Source organism: Chamaesiphon minutus PCC 6605 (assembly GCF_000317145.1).
In the GTDB taxonomy this organism is placed as follows: Bacteria; Cyanobacteriota; Cyanobacteriia; order Cyanobacteriales; family Chamaesiphonaceae; genus Chamaesiphon; species Chamaesiphon minutus.
The window spans coordinates 4,197,453-4,213,933 of sequence record NC_019697.1 but is presented as its reverse complement, the minus strand read 5'-3'; the positions used below and the strand labels follow the sequence as shown (position 1 = coordinate 4,213,933).

Genomic DNA, 16,481 nt, shown 5'->3' with positions numbered 1-16,481 from the left:
GGTCAGGTTTCCCGACCGGGGCGCATCCGCTACCCAACCGACGCAAGTTATTTAATTCTCATTCCTAAGTATTAGATTATCCCCTTATTCCTTCCTTATGCAGTCATGGATTCTACTACAGCTTCCAGTGCCAATTTCAAGAACTATGCGCTGGTGACATTAGCTTACTGGGGCTTCACCATTACTGATGGTGCCTTGCGAATGCTGGTGCTGCTCTACTTTTATAACATTGGCTATACCCCAATTCAAATAGCTTCTTTGTTTCTGTTCTACGAAGTCTTCGGTGTAGTTACCAACTTTTTGGGCGGTTGGATTGGCTCTCAGTTTGGCCTGAAAGTGACGCTGTATACAGGGATCGGACTACAGGTAATTTCGCTGGTCATTCTATCTTTCCTCAATCCAAGCTGGTCGCTATGGATTGCCGTCCCGTATGTGATGGTTGCTCAAGCATTTTCGGGGATTGCTAAAGACTTGACTAAGATGAGTTCGAAGAGCGCAATTCGGTTGGTAGTACCTCAAGATGCTCAGTCATCGCTGTTCAAATGGGTGGCAGTGCTGACGGGTTCCAAGAACGCGCTCAAGGGGGCTGGTTTCTTTGTTGGTGGTGCCTTACTGACTGCGGTTGGTTTTATTCATGCCTTGTGGATTATGGCAGGTGGACTTGCTGTAATCATGTTCTCTGGGCTATTGCTGCCCAAAGGGATAGGCAAAATCAAGAAAAAGGTTAAATTTAGCCAACTCTTCTCCAAGAGCCGTGAAATCAATATTCTCTCGGCTGCCCGATTCTTTTTGTTTGGCTCCAGAGATGTCTGGTTTGTGGTGGGTTTGCCAGTCTTTTTGCGGGGACAGTTAGGCTGGTCTTTCGCTCAAGTAGGCGGTTTCTTGGCTTGTTGGGTAATTGGTTACGGCATCATTCAATTTTCGGCACCAGCCCTATTGAAACGGTTTGGATCGGGCCAGCCACCTGGCTCGAAGACGATTCAATTTTGGACATTTACGCTAGTTGGAGTGCCAGTCGCGATCGCGATTGCGCTCCAATTAAATGTCCCGCCGAATCTTGCCATTGTTGGCGGACTGTGTATTTTTGGTGTGGTATTTGCCTTTAACTCGGCTGTTCACTCCTACTTGGTATTAGCATTTACCGACGATGACAAGGTGGCGTTGAATGTTGGCTTTTACTACATGGCAAACTCTGGCGGTCGGTTAGCAGGGACGGTATTATCGGGGCTAGTTTATCAGTTTTATGGGCTGGTGGGTTGCCTGTGGACATCAGCATTCTTTGTACTTTCAGCAGCATTGGTGACGCTGAAGTTACCCGATCCGCAGCCCAGTAAGGCGATCGCTTGGAAGGCTGGCGACGGTGATTGATTTTTGACAAATGACAAACATATATATTTGAGAATCGACAAGGAACCGAATATAATGAACGCAACAGTGAATAGATTTCTAGTAGTATTAGGCACCATAGTTCTGGTAGTCAGTTCGCTCGCCACAGCAAATACATCAGCCCAACACCAAATGGCACAAGGGACTGCGGGAGATGCCGGAAAAACCACGACACCAGCAATTAGGATTGATGGTTCGAGTACGGTGTATCCGATTACTCAGGCGATCGTCAAGCTGTTTCAAGCAGATCCCAGCAATAAGGGGCAGGTTGAAGTTAAAGTTTCTGGTACGACAGGCGGGTTTGAAAAATTCTGTAATGGTAAAACAGATATTAGTAATGCTTCTCGACCAATTTTGCTAGCAGAGATGGAAACTTGCAAGAAAAATGGGGTGAGATACATGGAGTTTCCGATTGCTTTTGATGCACTGACGATCGCCATCAATCCCCAAAATGATTGGGCAAAAGATATTACTGTCGCCGAGCTGAAAAAGCTCTGGGAGCCTGCAGCGCAGGGTAAAATTATGCGCTGGAACCAAGTGCGTCCCTCTTGGCCCGATCGACCTTTGAAGCTATTTGGCGCGGGTGACAAGTCTGGTACTTTCGATTATTTTACCGAAGCAATCGTAGGGAAATCGAAATCTAGCCGCAAAGACTATACCCCTAGTGAAGATGACGAAGCCTTGGTAGAAGGAATTAGTAAAGATCCAAATGCTTTGGGTTATTTTGGTTATGCTTACTACCAAGAAAACCAAAGTAAGTTAAAACTATTAGCAGTCGATAACGGTAAAGGTGCAATCTTACCATCAACCCAAACTGTAGAGAAAAACCAATATCGACCACTTTCTAGACCGCTATTTATTTATGTCAATCTGCGTTCTAGTTCCAATAGACAGTTACTAGCTAAATTTGTAACACTATATATCAATCGAGTCTCTAGAGTGGCTGATTCTGTAGGATATGTTCCTCTGCCGAATGCAGTTAGAGATATTAATTATGTTAACTTCAATCGCGGTAAAACAGGTACGGTATTTTCTGGCAAAGCCAGAATTGACTCTAAAATTTCAGATTTACTCCCCAAGAAACCAGCTTATTAGTTATTAACTTAATTTAGAGATCTAGGGCGATTCTCTTGCACAGAGGCTACGCCAACGAGTTAAGTTTTTAGACATTCATTCGATCGCTCATCCTGTCATCAGACAGCAGTTAAAACCAATGGAGCAGCAATCAACAGAGCCGATCGTGAAGAACTTATGGTGGGTAATTCCTGGCAAACTAGCAGGTGTTCGGAAGCCAACAGCAGCCGAATTACGGGAATTACAAGCGTCGGGAATTGGGGCGATCGTCTCAGTAATGCACGACAAATCTAACCTGGAGTTGTACGATCGGGAAAATATTCCTTACTTATGGCTGCCGATTCAGATTGCTAGTTCGCCCAGTCGATCGCAAGTCGCAGAATTAATCGATTTTGTCGCTCGATATCATCGTCAAGGTGTGGGCACTGCCGTCCATTGCACGGGTGGCTTGCATCGAACGGGCACGATGCTCGCTGCTTATCTAATTTTGAATGGTTCTTCTGACGAAGATGCCATCCAAACGATTGAAACTGCGAACTCACAAGCGTTGCTGGAACTAGCTCAAAAAGTCTTTTTGCACTCTCTAGCTGCGGAAAACAGTAATTCTTAAATCCGATCGAAACACCGATCTTAATTGCAACTTTAAATCGAGCGATCGCACTGTAGTCATCTAGATTTAAACAGATGGAGCCGAAAATAACGGAGGTAGTGGCAATTCATCAATTGCCACTACCTCCTTTGTTTGTTATGAACCAGTTAAATCGACAAGCCTAATTTCAAGCCCATCAAAGCATGAACGACCATGAGTATTAGGATCGTGCTGCCAAAATACGCGTGAAACTTCCGAAATTCGGGCTTATTATCGCCGAATCCAGTTCCAGCAATTAGGGCATTAACTGTCAGAAAAGTTAACAGCACAGTTGCCGTCCAGAAGTGAGGACTGGACATGACGGCATGTTTTTGAATGACTAAAGACAAGACCCCGCCAGTCGCACCGATCGCCATAAATGCGAACATGACTGGCATAATTTTCCGATGCTCGGTCTTACTTTCGATCGCGGCTTGCGGCTCGCTAGCTGTTAATATTCTGCCTTTCCAGCCAGCGTAGGCACCATACCCACCCATTGCAAACATAACGATGCTCATAAAGAATGGATGCCCCCAGTGGGTGAGCGGTTCTGGGAGTGAGAGCGCGCGAAATTGACTCGCGATCGGTTCTAATAATTGTGATAACTGTTCGCCCACGATCTCTATCCTCTCCTATGTGTAGATTTGTTTCGATCGCTATTGTACTAGGGGATAGGGGGTACGGGATAGAAAAGCGGAGCCAAAGTTTCAACTCTCAAATCAGTTTAACCCTTCCATTACCCAGGTAACATAAGTACCGATCGGACTCCAGAGCAAGTAGGGAATTAAGAGAACGGTAGCCATCGTAGAGACGGGGTAGACTAGTATGGCCAGAATGACCCCTAGCACCCAACCTGCGGCACCCACGATCGTGCCCGCTCTAAGATTCTTAAACCAAAACATTGAGGGCGTGTAGAGCATAATTGCCACCTCTAGGAGCAGATATAGTGCCATCAGTCCCCACGGTGGGCTGGCGGCGGCTTCCCAAGCATTGTATGCCGACCAAACGCCACAAATCAGAATTACCGTCCAAATTACGGGAATTAAGCCCTCAAATGTCAGCCAGTGCGGGCGACGCTGGCGATTGAACCAGCGATAACCTTCGGGTGTATTCAATCGTCCCAGCCCGAATGCTACTAAGATCGCAACGACGCCAATTACCAGCCAAGATTTAATCATTAAACTAGGGGGTTAGATTTTAGATTTTAGGCTTTCACTTATTAAGTATCAATTATCGGCGATCGCCGATCGATTGAGTAGGCAGGTAAACATACTTATTAAATAGATAATTTCTGAAACTTATTTGTTGGGAGTTACCCGCTCTAAGAGCGACGAGCGACGAGCGATTAGTAAGTGGGCAAATGCAATTATTTATTAGATAGATACTGTCTGAAATCTAGCTGGTGGGCAGTGCCCACCCTCCGCGATATCTTAGATTTAATTATGCCTAGTACTATGCGGCAGCAATTAACCAACCATTTCTTTCCCCGCTCCCTGTCTTGTCTTGTCTCGTCTCGCTAAACCGTCGGCTATGCCGACGTTGGCGTTGGCGGAGCCTGCCGTAGGCATAGCCTCTGCCTTAGCAGATACGCGAGCCGCCGCTCCCCGCAAAATAGTAACCTTATTTACGCCGTAGACTACTAGATACTTAACATCGCTCTGACTCGCATTAAAGTCAAGCCGAGTTGATTTTTACCCGTGCCGTCTTTGCCGCAGCCCCAATAGTAGTCATTGGGGGCATTTTCAACAATCGGTTCGTCGCCAGTTGCGAGTAGAATTTCGCGAATGTCTAAGTGAATTTGAAATTTACACAATACCGCCCTGTACATAATTTCATCTTTAACTTGTTCCCAATCACTGCGCAGGGGCAAACTCCGTTTTCTGCCGATGATGGCAGCATCTTTAGGCGTATTAACCGATCGAATTTGTTCGAGGTAGGGCGTACCGATAAATTTTTGGGCCTGGAAGTAGTGTTCTGTGGTAGTCCACCACAATTTGTCCATGACAAAGCCATGTCTGGAAAAGTTTGAAAAGCAACCATATGGCTGCTCTCGATCGCTATAAAAGTATATTGTCAATTGATTTTAGATTGTAGACTTTATTGAAAGCGCAAGCCTAATGTTTACCCTCTTCTAGCAGCAAGACGCACTCCAAGTTAACCTTGAAGTGCGCTGCTTCTAAAAATATAGATTTCTAGCAATGAGGTTATTCTTGTGCTGAGGTAATTGGCGGTGCGGCGACAGGGGTAACATTTAGTGTAATAGTCTGTCCGTTCCGACGCACTTGAACGGGGAAGCTACTACCGATCTTCGTCTTTTCGATCGCTTGTTGCACCTGATTAGAATTTTGGACGGGTTTGCCATTGACACTTTGAATGACGTCCCCAGATCGGATTCCGGCTGATGCTGCGGGCGAGTTGCGAACGACTCGTGCGATTAACGATCCTTGCTCGACATCGAGCTTGATATTGGCATTGGGATCGCTATTAATGTCTTCTTTGAGCTGAGCATTCAGATCGATCATCTGGATGCCCAAGAAGGGATGTTCGACTTTGCCATTGGCAATCAGTTGGCTGGCAATCCGTTGGGCAGTATTGATGGGGATCGCAAATCCCAAGCCTTGGGTACCGCGCAGGATGGCAGTATTTACGCCAATGACTTGCCCTGCGGCATTGAGCAACGGTCCACCAGAGTTACCAGGGTTGATCGCCGCATCAGTTTGAATATAGTTGACTCGCTTGTCTCGCGCGCCAATTTCGGCACTAGTCCGCCCGGTACCGCTGATAATTCCTGCCGTAACAGTATTATCCAAGCCAAGGGGATTACCGATCGCGATCGCCCATTCGCCCGATTTAATAAGATCGGAGTTACCTAATGGGATACTCGGCAGATTCTTTTGGTCAACTTCGATTACTGCCACATCGGTGACTAGATCGAGTCCTCTGACTCTGCCAGGGATCGTGCGTCCGTCTCTGAGAGTGACGGTTACTCTCGATGCGCCAGAGACAACGTGTGCGTTAGTAATAATGCGCCCATTATTGTCGATTACAAAGCCCGAACCCGTGCCTTGTCTGATTTCTCGCTCGGTCGATCGATTTGGCGAAGTGGAGCCATTACCAAAAAATCGCCGGAATAGGGGATCGTCGCTACCATCTGTTGCCGAACGCGTATTAACGGTAGTCGAAGCATTGATTCTGACTACAGCAGGGCCTGCTTTATCGACAACCTGAGTGATAAAACTATTGTTTGCCGTAGCTAAGATGCTGCCGCTACTGGCTACAGGTGAGTTAGCTACTGCTGGTGATTCGATGCTCGTGGGTAATTGTTCTTTCGCAGCTAGGTAGCCGAACGAACAACTAGCAACGGTACTTAACAACAATAACGAGACATATTTACTACCTTGACGCAATCTATTGACAGCAGTACTTTTAGCTGGCGCGATCCGATTGTCAAGTGGAGCTTGGTCTGGAGAACGATCTTGAATGGGTAATTTTTCTTGGTTTTCTGACATACAAATCACGCCTATACAATTCTTGTAGCAGTCTCAGCTAACTGGCCTCGGTGCCGAACTTTTAGTCGCTCGGATGACGCCGGAGTAAACACATCTTAAAAGTTTAGCTAGTCATCAATGACGCACTATTGTTAAGTTTGTTGCATGTATCTAGTAATATCGATAATTTAAGCGCGATTGGGGTGACAAGGACAGGTTCGATCGAGGTTTTAACCGTGCCGATGGTTAAACGGTTGTGACAACCAGACTACGGCAAACAGATGTACCGCTGTTCGTTGCCAGCAGCTCGATACCGCACTCGCTTACTTCAATTCTACAGCTAAAAAATCCCGGTTGGATCGTCCCAGTGAAGTAGTATTTACCCAACCTCAATCGATTACTGTTTGCCTACCGAGCGTTGGCAATCTTAGCTATTCAACCTCAGTTGCTAGTTATAAGTTATTGGGGAAATTAAGGACTAGAGAGTCGAGAGTCAAGATCGGGAAAAAGGCGAGTATTTTTACCCCGACCCTCTACCCTCTACACACAAGTAACTAGCAAATTAAGTTAATTAGCAATTGTTTAAATCTAAAAAATCCCAGCGGTTTCATACAATCGTCGGAGGATGGCGGCGATTTTAATTGTATATTGCCCGTCTGCCGACCAACGACCGTTTAACTGTCGCATCGTCGGGGCAACTCCTCGTTTGACTAATTCAAATCTAGGTGCGACACATTCTTGCACTAATAAATCATTGCTGGCATAAGCTTTGAGTTGTTGAATATGAGCGCGGACACCCAATCGTAAATTGGTGAATTTTGCCCATTCAGCCTGCCTGTCACCCAAACTGGCAAAATTATTAAATTCTGGCAATATCGCACCGCCAAAGGTCAGAAAGCGGGTTTCTAAGCACATTTGCGCGAAGGCTAGATCGTAATTTACCCCTTCGGCTTTGGCTTCTTCGACATATGTTTCGGCAAGCTTGGGAAACTCAACTAGAGCTTCTGGATTATTCGCGGCGATGAAATCGTTCAGATGAGTCGCGGTAGTGTGACCCGCACGCATAATTCGATCGAATTCATCAGCATTAAAAGAATGTTGGGAACGGATATTGTAAGTGCGCCCAATTTCGGAAACGATCGAGATATTTAGATCTCGCAATTCGATCGCTTTAAGATAGACGATGCCGCGATAGCGAATCCGGCGCATCTGCGGATTGAGCGCGAGATTGACACCCAATCTATCGGCTAGATCGATCGGGATAAACACGTTACCATCGATCGAGATCCCCCATTCGGGATAGGGTTCGTTATTAACCTTAAGATGGACGGGTACGGTGCGATCGTTGCTGGTAGCTTGCATTTGCACGTCGCGACTCCAGGTAACCAAGCCATCAGAAATTCCCAGTGCGATTTCCCGGCGGTACGCTTTGGTTCGTTCGCGGTCTTCAGTATCGATTTTAAAGCCAATTTCCATCAACAGCGATGGAATCGACAATCGCCGACAAAAAGCCAAACTACCCGTACCCGTTACTGTATCGGGTTTGGCACCGCGACTGGGTAAATCGGGAACGCGACTGGAGAAAGCAAGCAATAGCATCTGGGCGTGATTTTTACGTTCGCCGTTTTTAGCAATATAAAAAGTACTCACTCCGGTGGTTTGAGAATGAGCGTAAGCATCGGCATGAATGCCTAAGGCAATATCACCAGGTTTGGCACGTCTATCGATCCAGTCAATACTCAGTGCAGGACGCTCGAAATCAGGTACGGCGACGACTTCAAAGTTGCGATTGCGCAATTCTGGGACGATTAAATCGCGGAGAAAGACCATTTCTCTGGCTTCATTAGGCGCGGTTCCACTTGTTTCTGGATCGTTAGCCGCTCCTTCATAGCCACCATAAATCGCACAGATAAAAATCCTTCCCATAAAAATTACGCTCCTTGCCAGTTAGTATTAAAGTATCTCAGGAAATCTGCTATCGATCTATCTAAAGATTGTGAATATTAGTTATAGATTGACTGTAGCTTGGCTACAGCTTTAGACCCGCACATGCTAAAGCTATGTACGGGCTTATTTATCGCCAGATACTAATAAAATTTTATATATATTTTGCTGCATTCGATCGTAACCTGTCAGGCGATCGATCTGCTAGGGGCATTTGGCTGCTTCCCACAGCGTTCCAGACGTAAGGCTGAATTTAGGTCGGGTTTTGGCAGCAACTTCGGCTATTTGTCGCAGATGAGTTCTTAGTGCTACGGCGAACATAACTCTTTACAGCACTTGCTAGCAATATGCAGTGTGTTGTTAGTTCGGAAAGCGGGGAGTGGGGAAAGAAAATAAAGATTGTTCTGTCTAAACCCAATCCAGTTTTACGGTCGATTGACAATTTTGGTTAGAGTGAATTGGCAATTAAAAACTTATGTTTTGGCGGCTTGAAGTCGATCGAGTTCGGTTAATACTTCCCGACTATGCGCGATCGGATTGACGTCTGTAAAAGTCGCACGCAAGATTCCTTGAGGATCGATAATAAAACTGTGCCGCATCGAATAAATGCCCATCCACGAACCGTAGGCTTTGCTAACTTGGCCGTCGGTATCGGCTAGAAGCGGAAACTTTAACCCTTCCGAATCGCAAAATTCGGCATGAGAATCGATCGAATCAGCACTTACGCCCACAATTTCTGTTTGATGTTGCTGATATTTTGGCAAATCTTGTTGAAATTTCCGCGCTTCTAACGTACAACCGGATGTGAAATCTTTCGGGTAAAAATATAAAACTAGCCACTTGCCAGCATAGTCACTCAAGGCGACTTTGCCTGCGCCAGTATTGGTTGGCAATGTAAATGTTGGTGCGGGTTGATTTATTGTTGGTAATTTACCTCCCATCGCCTGTGCCGCAGGTACGAGATTTCCCCACAACAAGATTGCACTGACACAAACTGCTAATAAGTTAGTTAAAAAGTAACGTCGAGACATGGAGAGTGGATGGGTGGATGGGTGGATGGGAGGGAGAGAGGGGGAGAGTGGAACACAGTTTTATAACCTAAAGCCTAAAACCTTCTTGCCTACCCTCTAACCTCGACTCTCTACCCTCTAACTAAAGCCTAAAGTCTAGAGCCTAAAGCCTAACCTCTACTTCGATCGATAATAAATATTCGAGCCAGTATTTGAGACGTAATGACAATTCTCCTTAGCATCCCAGAAGGCTGCCCAGATGGAGCGATTGGATTTACGATAGTACTCACCTAATACGGGTTTAATCGCCTCTGTTGCCTCTAGGAGGTGGTAGTGAGGGATTGTTAAGAAGATGTGGTGAGCGACGTGAGTGCCGATATCATGGTGAATATTGTTAATCAGGCCATAATCGACATCGATCGTCGAAATTGCACCTTTGAGGAAATACCAATCTTTGCCACGGTACCAAGGGATTTCATCGTCAGTGTGATGCAGGAAAGTAACTAAATCCAACCAAACCACAAAACCCAGATAAGGAACTAAGTAGAACTTCACCAGCCATAGCCAACCCCAGGTAAATGTACCCGCAGCAACTAAAGCTACCATCACCGCACACCAGATCGTGCTAGTAATCACATCCCACTTTTCGGATTCGCGAAAGAGGGGACTAGCAGGGTGGAAGTGCGAACCACCGGGACGTTCGGGAGAACGACGGAATAGATATAAAGGATAAGCGAGTAATAAAGTTAGATCGAAACGCAGGAATTTTTCCCACCACTGCATTTCGTCGTATTTGCCTTCCGTCACGGGATACCAACTTTCGTCAGTTTCGATGTTTCCGGTATTTTTGTGATGCGTCCGGTGGCTGATCCGCCAACCGTGATAAGGCACTAAAATAAAAGAATGAGATATGTGTCCGACTAAGTTGTTGAGCCACTTGTAGCGAGAAAACGAACCATGACCGCAGTCATGTCCGATGACGAATAATGCCCAAAACATCGTCGCTTGCATGAACCAGAAGATGGGATAGAAGAACCAAGAATCTAACTTGGCAGCAATGGCGTACAGTCCAGCTACGATAACGACATCGCGGAAAAAATAAGATAAAGATTTCCAGGTAGAAGGCTCAAAACAATGCTTGGGGATCGCCGCTCGAACATCTTGGATGGTGAAAGGGAGCCTTTCTCGCTCGAATGCAGATGAGTCTGGAACGATCGGCTCGATTAAATTAGATTGCACGTATTTTTAAAATTTACCTGATAATAGACCAACCGCATTTTTACATTCTGCAACAATTTTGGCAACAGGGAAATTTCGGGGATCGGTTATTTTGGCAGAGGAGTGGATAGGTGGATGGGTGGACGAGTGGATGAATGGGTAGTGGGTTAGAAAGCTTGCTCTACCAACTCCCAACTCCCCACTATCCCCTAACCTCCTCCCATCCGAATTTCTGAATAGAAGGACGCAAGGGAGTCGCCGCTGGGTTGAGTGACAATTGTGGTTCGCAGTCTGACATTGTTGCTTTCAAACCAAACTCGTTCTTCGATCGAGATATTTTCTTGCTGTGTCACTAAAGTGAGTGCTTCATCTTCGCCGAGGGTGTATTTTACCGATCGAGGCGTTGACGCAGCCGCACCAGCAGATGATAATTTAGGTGCGTAAAAGAGCTTACCAGTCTTCGCTGCTGGCGAATCGGCTACTGCGATCGCGATCGATTCACCGTTTTGATTAGCGGCAGTTTGAGGCTGAGGGTCCCAACTAATCGTACCTTTCCAAGTATATTTAATCCCACCCCAAATCGAGCCAGGATCGATACCTATTTGCTGGCACAATTGAACTGCTTGTGGATTATCGGTGGGTAAAATTTCAATAATCAGATCGGACTTACCGTGTTCTGACTGTTTCAAAGTTAGGTGTTGACTGGTTTTTTGCGAAAACCATTTGCCAGCACTCAACTCAAAAAATTCGCGGACATCCATGATGAGGGGATAGGGGATAGATGGGTAGATGGGTGGATGGGTAGTAGTTAGTTGTACCAACGGCCAAATTAAAGCTTAATTTACCTCCACTTTAAAAAGACAAAGCTCGATTTTGTAAAATCGAGCTTTACCAGTAACTTAGTATAACTCCTCTACTTGGGATCCTCTTTATCTTCTAAGCGTTGCAGACAGATAATTGCTGCTGCCGATACGTGAGGGTGGCTGTCTTTGGTAAGATATTTAAGTGCAGAAATACTTTTGGGGGTGGGTAATTGTCCTAATGCTTCTGCCAAGCGTTGGCGTACCATCCAGTTTTCGGAGTCAATAAACAATACTAACCGATCGACCGCCGAAACAGCTTTAATCTCGCCTAATGCCGCAATGGCCGCTTGTTGGAGTAATATTTCTGGGGAATCCAATGCCCGCATGAGCAAGTCGAAAGCACGCGGATCTTTGAGATTGCCCAACGATACAGCCGCACTAAAACGCACTAACCAGTCAGTATCCTCATAAAACGCCCTGACAAGTGCTTCAAAGGCGCGGACATCTTCTAAGTATCCGAGAGCACCTGCGGCATCGGCGCGAATGCCATAATCTGGATCGTTAGCAAGGATGTCAATCAAAATCGGGTAAGATTCTGGTGTGACTTTGACGCCTAAAGCAAACACTGCCATCGATCGCAGTTGTAAGCTTTCATCGTTGAGTACTTTTTTAATTAACGGTAATGCCACATCAGCAGGAACGTGTCGCAAAGATGCCAAAGCCACCATCCGGTCTCGGAGATCTGGACTCTCCAACTGTTGTGTCAGTAATGCTGTTTCTGCCGGACTTTGCTCGCTCATATACTTTTTCGCATACTTTATTTTAATATTGTAACAAATTTTATCAATTGACAGGATCGCCGGATCGCTCGCACCGATCTCTACTTGACAACGGAACCCCGATAACCATTCATGCTCAGTCATACCGACTCAACTTATCTCTGTCAACTTACGGCTGCTCAAATTCAGGAAATTTTAGTTTTAAATGGGGTATCGATCCAACAATATCAACCCCAGCTACATCAATGGTTGACGATCGCCCAGTTGCCAGATCTCGGTCAATTAACATTGAGACTGGAACCAGAAAAAGCCGCAGAAATCGATCGACGATTGCACGATCGAGAGATTGTTGAATTTACCGCTATGACTACGGTAATGAATATCAATATTTGCGATCGATATGTATTTATTCCATTACTCGTACAGGCTAGATGTACGGAAGATATTTATTCCCAACAATTGCCACCAACTAGTGAATTATGGGGCAGAATTTGTTTGTTAGGCAATCTCAATAGTATCTGGACTGCTCAAGATTTGTCTTGGGTACAAGCATTGGGACAACAACTATTAACAGCGATAAATATGTTAGTAGAAGTCAGTATGACAACTAGCTCGATCCCCATTACTTCCTCTCCATTAGCAGATCTAGCTGAGTTAATCGAAAAGATTTCTACACTAGAATCGCGGTGCCAGCAGAAAGATGATTTTATCAATAATATTGCTCATGATTTACGTGCGCCGTTGATGAATATTAAAATGGCCATGCGAATGCTAAAGACTAGTCTTAATAACGATCCGATCGTGGCTGAAATATTGGTGGGACACAGTGCCGAAAAATATCTAGCAATCTTGGAGCAAGAATGCGATCGAGAAGTAGACTTGATCGACAAGACTTTAGAACTACAAAGATTAGAGCTATCGAGCGATAAAGTCGAACTCGAAGTAGTAGATATTGCTACTTGGTTGCCAACGACGATCGAACCTTTCATCCATCGCGCTCACAAACATCGGCAAAAATTGACTGTTGCTCCGGCGCAATGGCTGCCAACAATTATGACAAATCGATCTTGTCTGACCAAAATTGCGATCGAGCTATTAAATAATGCTTGTAAATATACCGATTTAGACGGTCAGATCTTAGTCGAGATCGAAGCCAATCCACAGGCAGACTGGATGGCGATCGTTTTTAAAAACCAGGCAGAAATATCCGCACAACATTTACCACACATCTTTGAACAATTTTATCGGATACCGGGTAGCGATCGATCGCAGCAAGGTGGTAGTGGATTGGGACTATCTTTAGTTCAAAAGTTAGTCGCTCAATTACATGGTGAAATTCAGCTTGCTAGTACCGGAGGCTGGACGGAGTTTGCGGTAAAGTTACCAGTCGAACTGAGGAGTTAATATCTTCAGCTTAGATTAGAGCGTAGTGGATAGTGAATTGTGGATAGTGGATAGTGAATTAGCAACTATCCATTATTCACTATCAACTCACAAAAAAACCTCCCCACTTGGGGAGGCTGTTCGAGCTACAAAACGATTAAACTAGTTTGAGATCGGGATAGTGAGCGAGGATATCATCAGTAGTGAGCGCATCGCCATTGGCTTGGGGCGTCCAGATGGCTTCGACAGCGACTAAGGCACTGCCATCGAGACTACCAAGAGTTTGGAGAGCTTGACGCAAATCGTCTTGCCCGTTAATTTTAGGCAGTTGGAGCGGACGAGTAGCAGCTACTAATAGCGTGACGATAATGTACTCAGAGCGTTCTTGCTCTTGCTCGACTGTGACTAATTCACCAGTAGAATTGAGTGTCGCATTGGTTTGAGCCTGACGGAGCTGATTGTTTACATTGCTGAGGGTTTCTGTTGTAAACTTACCGCGTTCGTTGAGGGACAATTGATTGAAGACGGCTTCTGCTCGATCGAGTTTAGCTTGTTGAACGCCAGTCTTACCATAAGTCCAGTATTCAGGGTGACGGAGCAGCTCGAGGCTGGTTTCTTGCAGAAGGTACATTCTGCCGCTGGCCGTATCCGCATTGACAGTCTCTGCCAATTGGTCTAGCTTAGACTGGACATTGCGTGCTTCTGCCAGTAAACCGACTTGAATTTGTGCGATCGAAACTTGGGGATTGTAAACATCACCTTCAAAGTTATCGCCACCAGCTACCCGACGGAAAGTATTGACTAAGAATCCACCAATGGCAATCATCACGAATAGCGATAAGAGGCTACCACCGCCACCGCCAATGAACGGGAGAAAGAAGAACGGCGAGAAACCACCACCTGGGTAATAACCACCACCACCACGGCTGGGATAACTATTCCCAGGAGAACTATATCCTCGGCTGGGAGAGCGGAAAGAACCACCGCCAATGCGTCCACCACTCCGTGCGGCGAAAGCATCGCCAGTCTGAGCAAACACGAGAGTTAGGACTAGTCCGACTGCTACAAGGGTCTTCACCATAGGTTTAAGGAGAGCGCGCAGTTTGTCAATCATAACTACCTGTAAAAAAAGCTTATTTATTCTTTTAATGTAACGACTTTGACAGTTGAAAGTCTTTACTTACCGAATATCTTTAAGTTTAACGCGGGGGATCGGGAGGGAGAAATGTTGACTGATGTAGAGATAACCGATGTGCTACCCCCCTCTTGTGGCAGAAGTTGCTGGTGGTTGGTAGAGGGTAGGAGTGTAAATGCTGGCATTATTTCCCGATCCCTCTACTCCCTACTCCCTAACCTCACAAATAACTCCTAACTGTTGACTAGCTTGTGATGAGAAGACCCCGCTCATCAGTCAAAGTCCACGGCTGCGATATCTTCAATAGTGTGGGAAGATAAAGACTCTCGCGTAATTGACAGCAATCTACCGTGGCACAAGTTATTCTTGAAAATATCCATAAGATTTATCCTGCTGGCACCAAAGGGGGTAAAGCCGGAACGCCAGAGCTTACAGTTCCAGAAAGCGTTCTGCGGCGGATAAATTTGACTGTGAACGATGGCGAATTCATGGTGTTAGTTGGTGCATCTGGCTGCGGTAAAAGTACTCTGTTGCGGCTAATTGCTGGCTTAGAGACACTTACTGCTGGGAATATCCAGATCGGGGAAACACTAGTAAATGATTTGCCGCCGAAGGAACGAGATATCGCAATGGTGTTCCAGAGTTACGCGCTTTATCCACACATGCGGGTGTATGACAATATTGCCTTTGGGCTACGGCGGAGTCAATCTTTTAGCTCCTCAACTATCACCAAAAAAGAGCGGCGGATTTCTCCACAAGCCGAAAACTTTTTAGTCGAAATTACTAGAGGATTTCCCCGTGGTTTGCGTTACATTTCAGGACGGGAAAAAATTATTGCCAAAAAAGTAAAACAAGTTGCCCAAATGCTCAAAATTGAGGGCTTGCTCGATCGTTTTCCCAAACAACTTTCTGGCGGACAAAAACAGCGGGTAGCACTAGGAAGAGCGATCGCTCGCGATGCCAAAGTCTTTTTAATGGATGAACCATTATCTAATCTCGATGCCAAATTACGAGCAGAAACTCGCACTCAAATCGTTAAATTGCAACGCCAATTAGGTACGACGACGATCTATGTCACTCATGACCAAACTGAAGCAATGACTATGGGCGATCGTATTGCCGTAATGAATCAGGGACAAATTCAACAAGTTGCGACTCCACTAGAAATATACAATCATCCTGCGAATATTTTTGTCGCTCAATTTATTGGTTCGCCACCGATGAATTTAATTCCCGTACAAGCAAAATTACCACTATCGATCGGCAATAAACAATTTAGAATGACCTTATCGGCAGAATGGGAAACTATCCTCGACGGTTATGTGGGCAAACCTTTATTAATGGGTATTCGTCCCGAACATTTTACCTTGGGTTTACCCGCAACCAAAAATTTTCGCGGGACGATCGAAACAGTCGAAGCATTAGGTAATGATACTTATATTTCTGTACAGATTCTCGATCTCGATCGCGTCGATCTCATAGTTCAAGTTAGGGTCGCACCCGATAAAATAGTCACAATTGGGGAAGAAGTCTGGCTGTCGCCAACTACAGAGAAAATTCACCTGTTCGATCCAGATACTGGTTTGGCACTAAGGATAGGGGCTAGAGGGTAGATGGGTAATGGGTGATGGGT

16 protein-coding genes and 1 pseudogene are annotated in these 16,481 nt (G+C 45.6%); 7 read left to right on the top strand and 10 right to left on the bottom strand.

Annotated features, from left to right (window positions below):
• Window positions 1–105: 105 nt before the first annotated feature.
• From arsJ to CHA6605_RS19250, 3 genes are all read left to right on the top strand, one after another.
• Window positions 106–1,368: an organoarsenical effux MFS transporter ArsJ gene (arsJ, locus tag CHA6605_RS19260; protein WP_015161074.1), complete on the top strand. Its 1,263-nt coding sequence runs from the start codon at window positions 106–108 to the stop codon at window positions 1,366–1,368.
• A 54-nt stretch (window positions 1,369–1,422) separates the two neighbouring features.
• Entirely contained in the window at window positions 1,423–2,481 is a 1,059-nt protein-coding gene (locus CHA6605_RS19255; protein WP_015161073.1) for a PstS family phosphate ABC transporter substrate-binding protein, read from the top strand.
• Between the two features lie 118 nt (window positions 2,482–2,599).
• Window positions 2,600–3,070 (top strand): phosphatase domain-containing putative toxin, encoded by a 471-nt coding sequence (locus tag CHA6605_RS19250; RefSeq protein WP_015161072.1) that lies wholly within the window; start codon window positions 2,600–2,602, stop codon window positions 3,068–3,070.
• A 146-nt stretch (window positions 3,071–3,216) separates the two neighbouring features.
• Here CHA6605_RS19250 and CHA6605_RS19245 read toward each other — a convergent pair whose 3' ends face one another.
• Window positions 3,217–3,705 (bottom strand): DUF4079 domain-containing protein, encoded by a 489-nt coding sequence (locus tag CHA6605_RS19245; RefSeq protein WP_015161071.1) that lies wholly within the window; start codon window positions 3,703–3,705, stop codon window positions 3,217–3,219.
• Window positions 3,706–3,807: 102 nt separating this feature from the next.
• Window positions 3,808–4,266, bottom strand: a complete 459-nt coding sequence (locus tag CHA6605_RS19240) for a TspO/MBR family protein (protein ID WP_015161070.1) — start codon at window positions 4,264–4,266, stop codon at window positions 3,808–3,810.
• A 325-nt stretch (window positions 4,267–4,591) separates the two neighbouring features.
• On the opposite strand from CHA6605_RS19240, the gene CHA6605_RS36280 reads away from it, so the two are divergent.
• Window positions 4,592–4,723 carry a hypothetical protein gene (locus tag CHA6605_RS36280; protein WP_269744509.1) on the top strand — a complete coding sequence of 44 codons (132 nt, stop codon included), beginning with the start codon at window positions 4,592–4,594 and terminating at the stop codon, window positions 4,721–4,723.
• A gap of 4 nt (window positions 4,724–4,727) precedes the next feature.
• Here CHA6605_RS36280 and CHA6605_RS19235 read toward each other — a convergent pair whose 3' ends face one another.
• From CHA6605_RS19235 to CHA6605_RS19205, 7 genes are all read right to left on the bottom strand, one after another.
• Window positions 4,728–5,165 carry an NADAR family protein gene (locus tag CHA6605_RS19235; protein ID WP_015161069.1) on the bottom strand — a complete coding sequence of 146 codons (438 nt, stop codon included), beginning with the start codon at window positions 5,163–5,165 and terminating at the stop codon, window positions 4,728–4,730.
• A gap of 127 nt (window positions 5,166–5,292) precedes the next feature.
• Window positions 5,293–6,597, bottom strand: coding sequence for an HhoA/HhoB/HtrA family serine endopeptidase (locus CHA6605_RS19230; protein ID WP_015161068.1), 1,305 nt, complete (start codon window positions 6,595–6,597; stop codon window positions 5,293–5,295).
• A gap of 567 nt (window positions 6,598–7,164) precedes the next feature.
• The gene (gene tftA / locus CHA6605_RS19225; protein ID WP_015161067.1) at window positions 7,165–8,502 is read right to left on the bottom strand and encodes a hormogonium tapered terminus morphoprotein TftA; all 1,338 of its coding nucleotides are present in this window, start codon (window positions 8,500–8,502) and stop codon (window positions 7,165–7,167) included.
• Window positions 8,503–8,993: 491 nt separating this feature from the next.
• On the bottom strand, window positions 8,994–9,551 hold the full coding sequence (locus CHA6605_RS19220; protein WP_015161066.1) for a peroxiredoxin: 558 nt from the start codon (window positions 9,549–9,551) through the stop codon (window positions 8,994–8,996).
• Window positions 9,552–9,707: 156 nt separating this feature from the next.
• The gene (locus CHA6605_RS19215; RefSeq protein WP_015161065.1) at window positions 9,708–10,769 is read right to left on the bottom strand and encodes a DUF3474 domain-containing protein; all 1,062 of its coding nucleotides are present in this window, start codon (window positions 10,767–10,769) and stop codon (window positions 9,708–9,710) included.
• Between the two features lie 188 nt (window positions 10,770–10,957).
• On the bottom strand, window positions 10,958–11,509 hold the full coding sequence (locus tag CHA6605_RS19210; protein ID WP_015161064.1) for a phycobiliprotein lyase: 552 nt from the start codon (window positions 11,507–11,509) through the stop codon (window positions 10,958–10,960).
• A gap of 152 nt (window positions 11,510–11,661) precedes the next feature.
• Window positions 11,662–12,351 carry a HEAT repeat domain-containing protein gene (locus CHA6605_RS19205; RefSeq protein WP_015161063.1) on the bottom strand — a complete coding sequence of 230 codons (690 nt, stop codon included), beginning with the start codon at window positions 12,349–12,351 and terminating at the stop codon, window positions 11,662–11,664.
• A gap of 111 nt (window positions 12,352–12,462) precedes the next feature.
• On the opposite strand from CHA6605_RS19205, the gene CHA6605_RS31835 reads away from it, so the two are divergent.
• Window positions 12,463–13,734, top strand: coding sequence for a sensor histidine kinase (locus CHA6605_RS31835; RefSeq protein ID WP_015161062.1), 1,272 nt, complete (start codon window positions 12,463–12,465; stop codon window positions 13,732–13,734).
• Window positions 13,735–13,870: 136 nt separating this feature from the next.
• Here CHA6605_RS31835 and CHA6605_RS19195 read toward each other — a convergent pair whose 3' ends face one another.
• A complete protein-coding gene (locus CHA6605_RS19195) occupies window positions 13,871–14,794 on the bottom strand; it encodes a DUF1517 domain-containing protein (RefSeq protein ID WP_232432103.1) in 924 nt (307 codons plus the stop codon).
• A 404-nt stretch (window positions 14,795–15,198) separates the two neighbouring features.
• Here CHA6605_RS19195 and CHA6605_RS37345 point away from each other — a divergent pair.
• Together CHA6605_RS37345 and CHA6605_RS37340 are read left to right on the top strand one after the other, a co-directional pair.
• Window positions 15,199–15,825: pseudogene (locus tag CHA6605_RS37345) on the top strand (ABC transporter ATP-binding protein); the annotation flags it as partial.
• Entirely contained in the window at window positions 15,823–16,461 is a 639-nt protein-coding gene (locus CHA6605_RS37340; RefSeq protein WP_422678770.1) for an ABC transporter ATP-binding protein, read from the top strand. The pseudogene CHA6605_RS37345 and the gene CHA6605_RS37340, both read left to right, overlap by 3 nt.
• Window positions 16,462–16,481 lie beyond the last annotated feature (20 nt).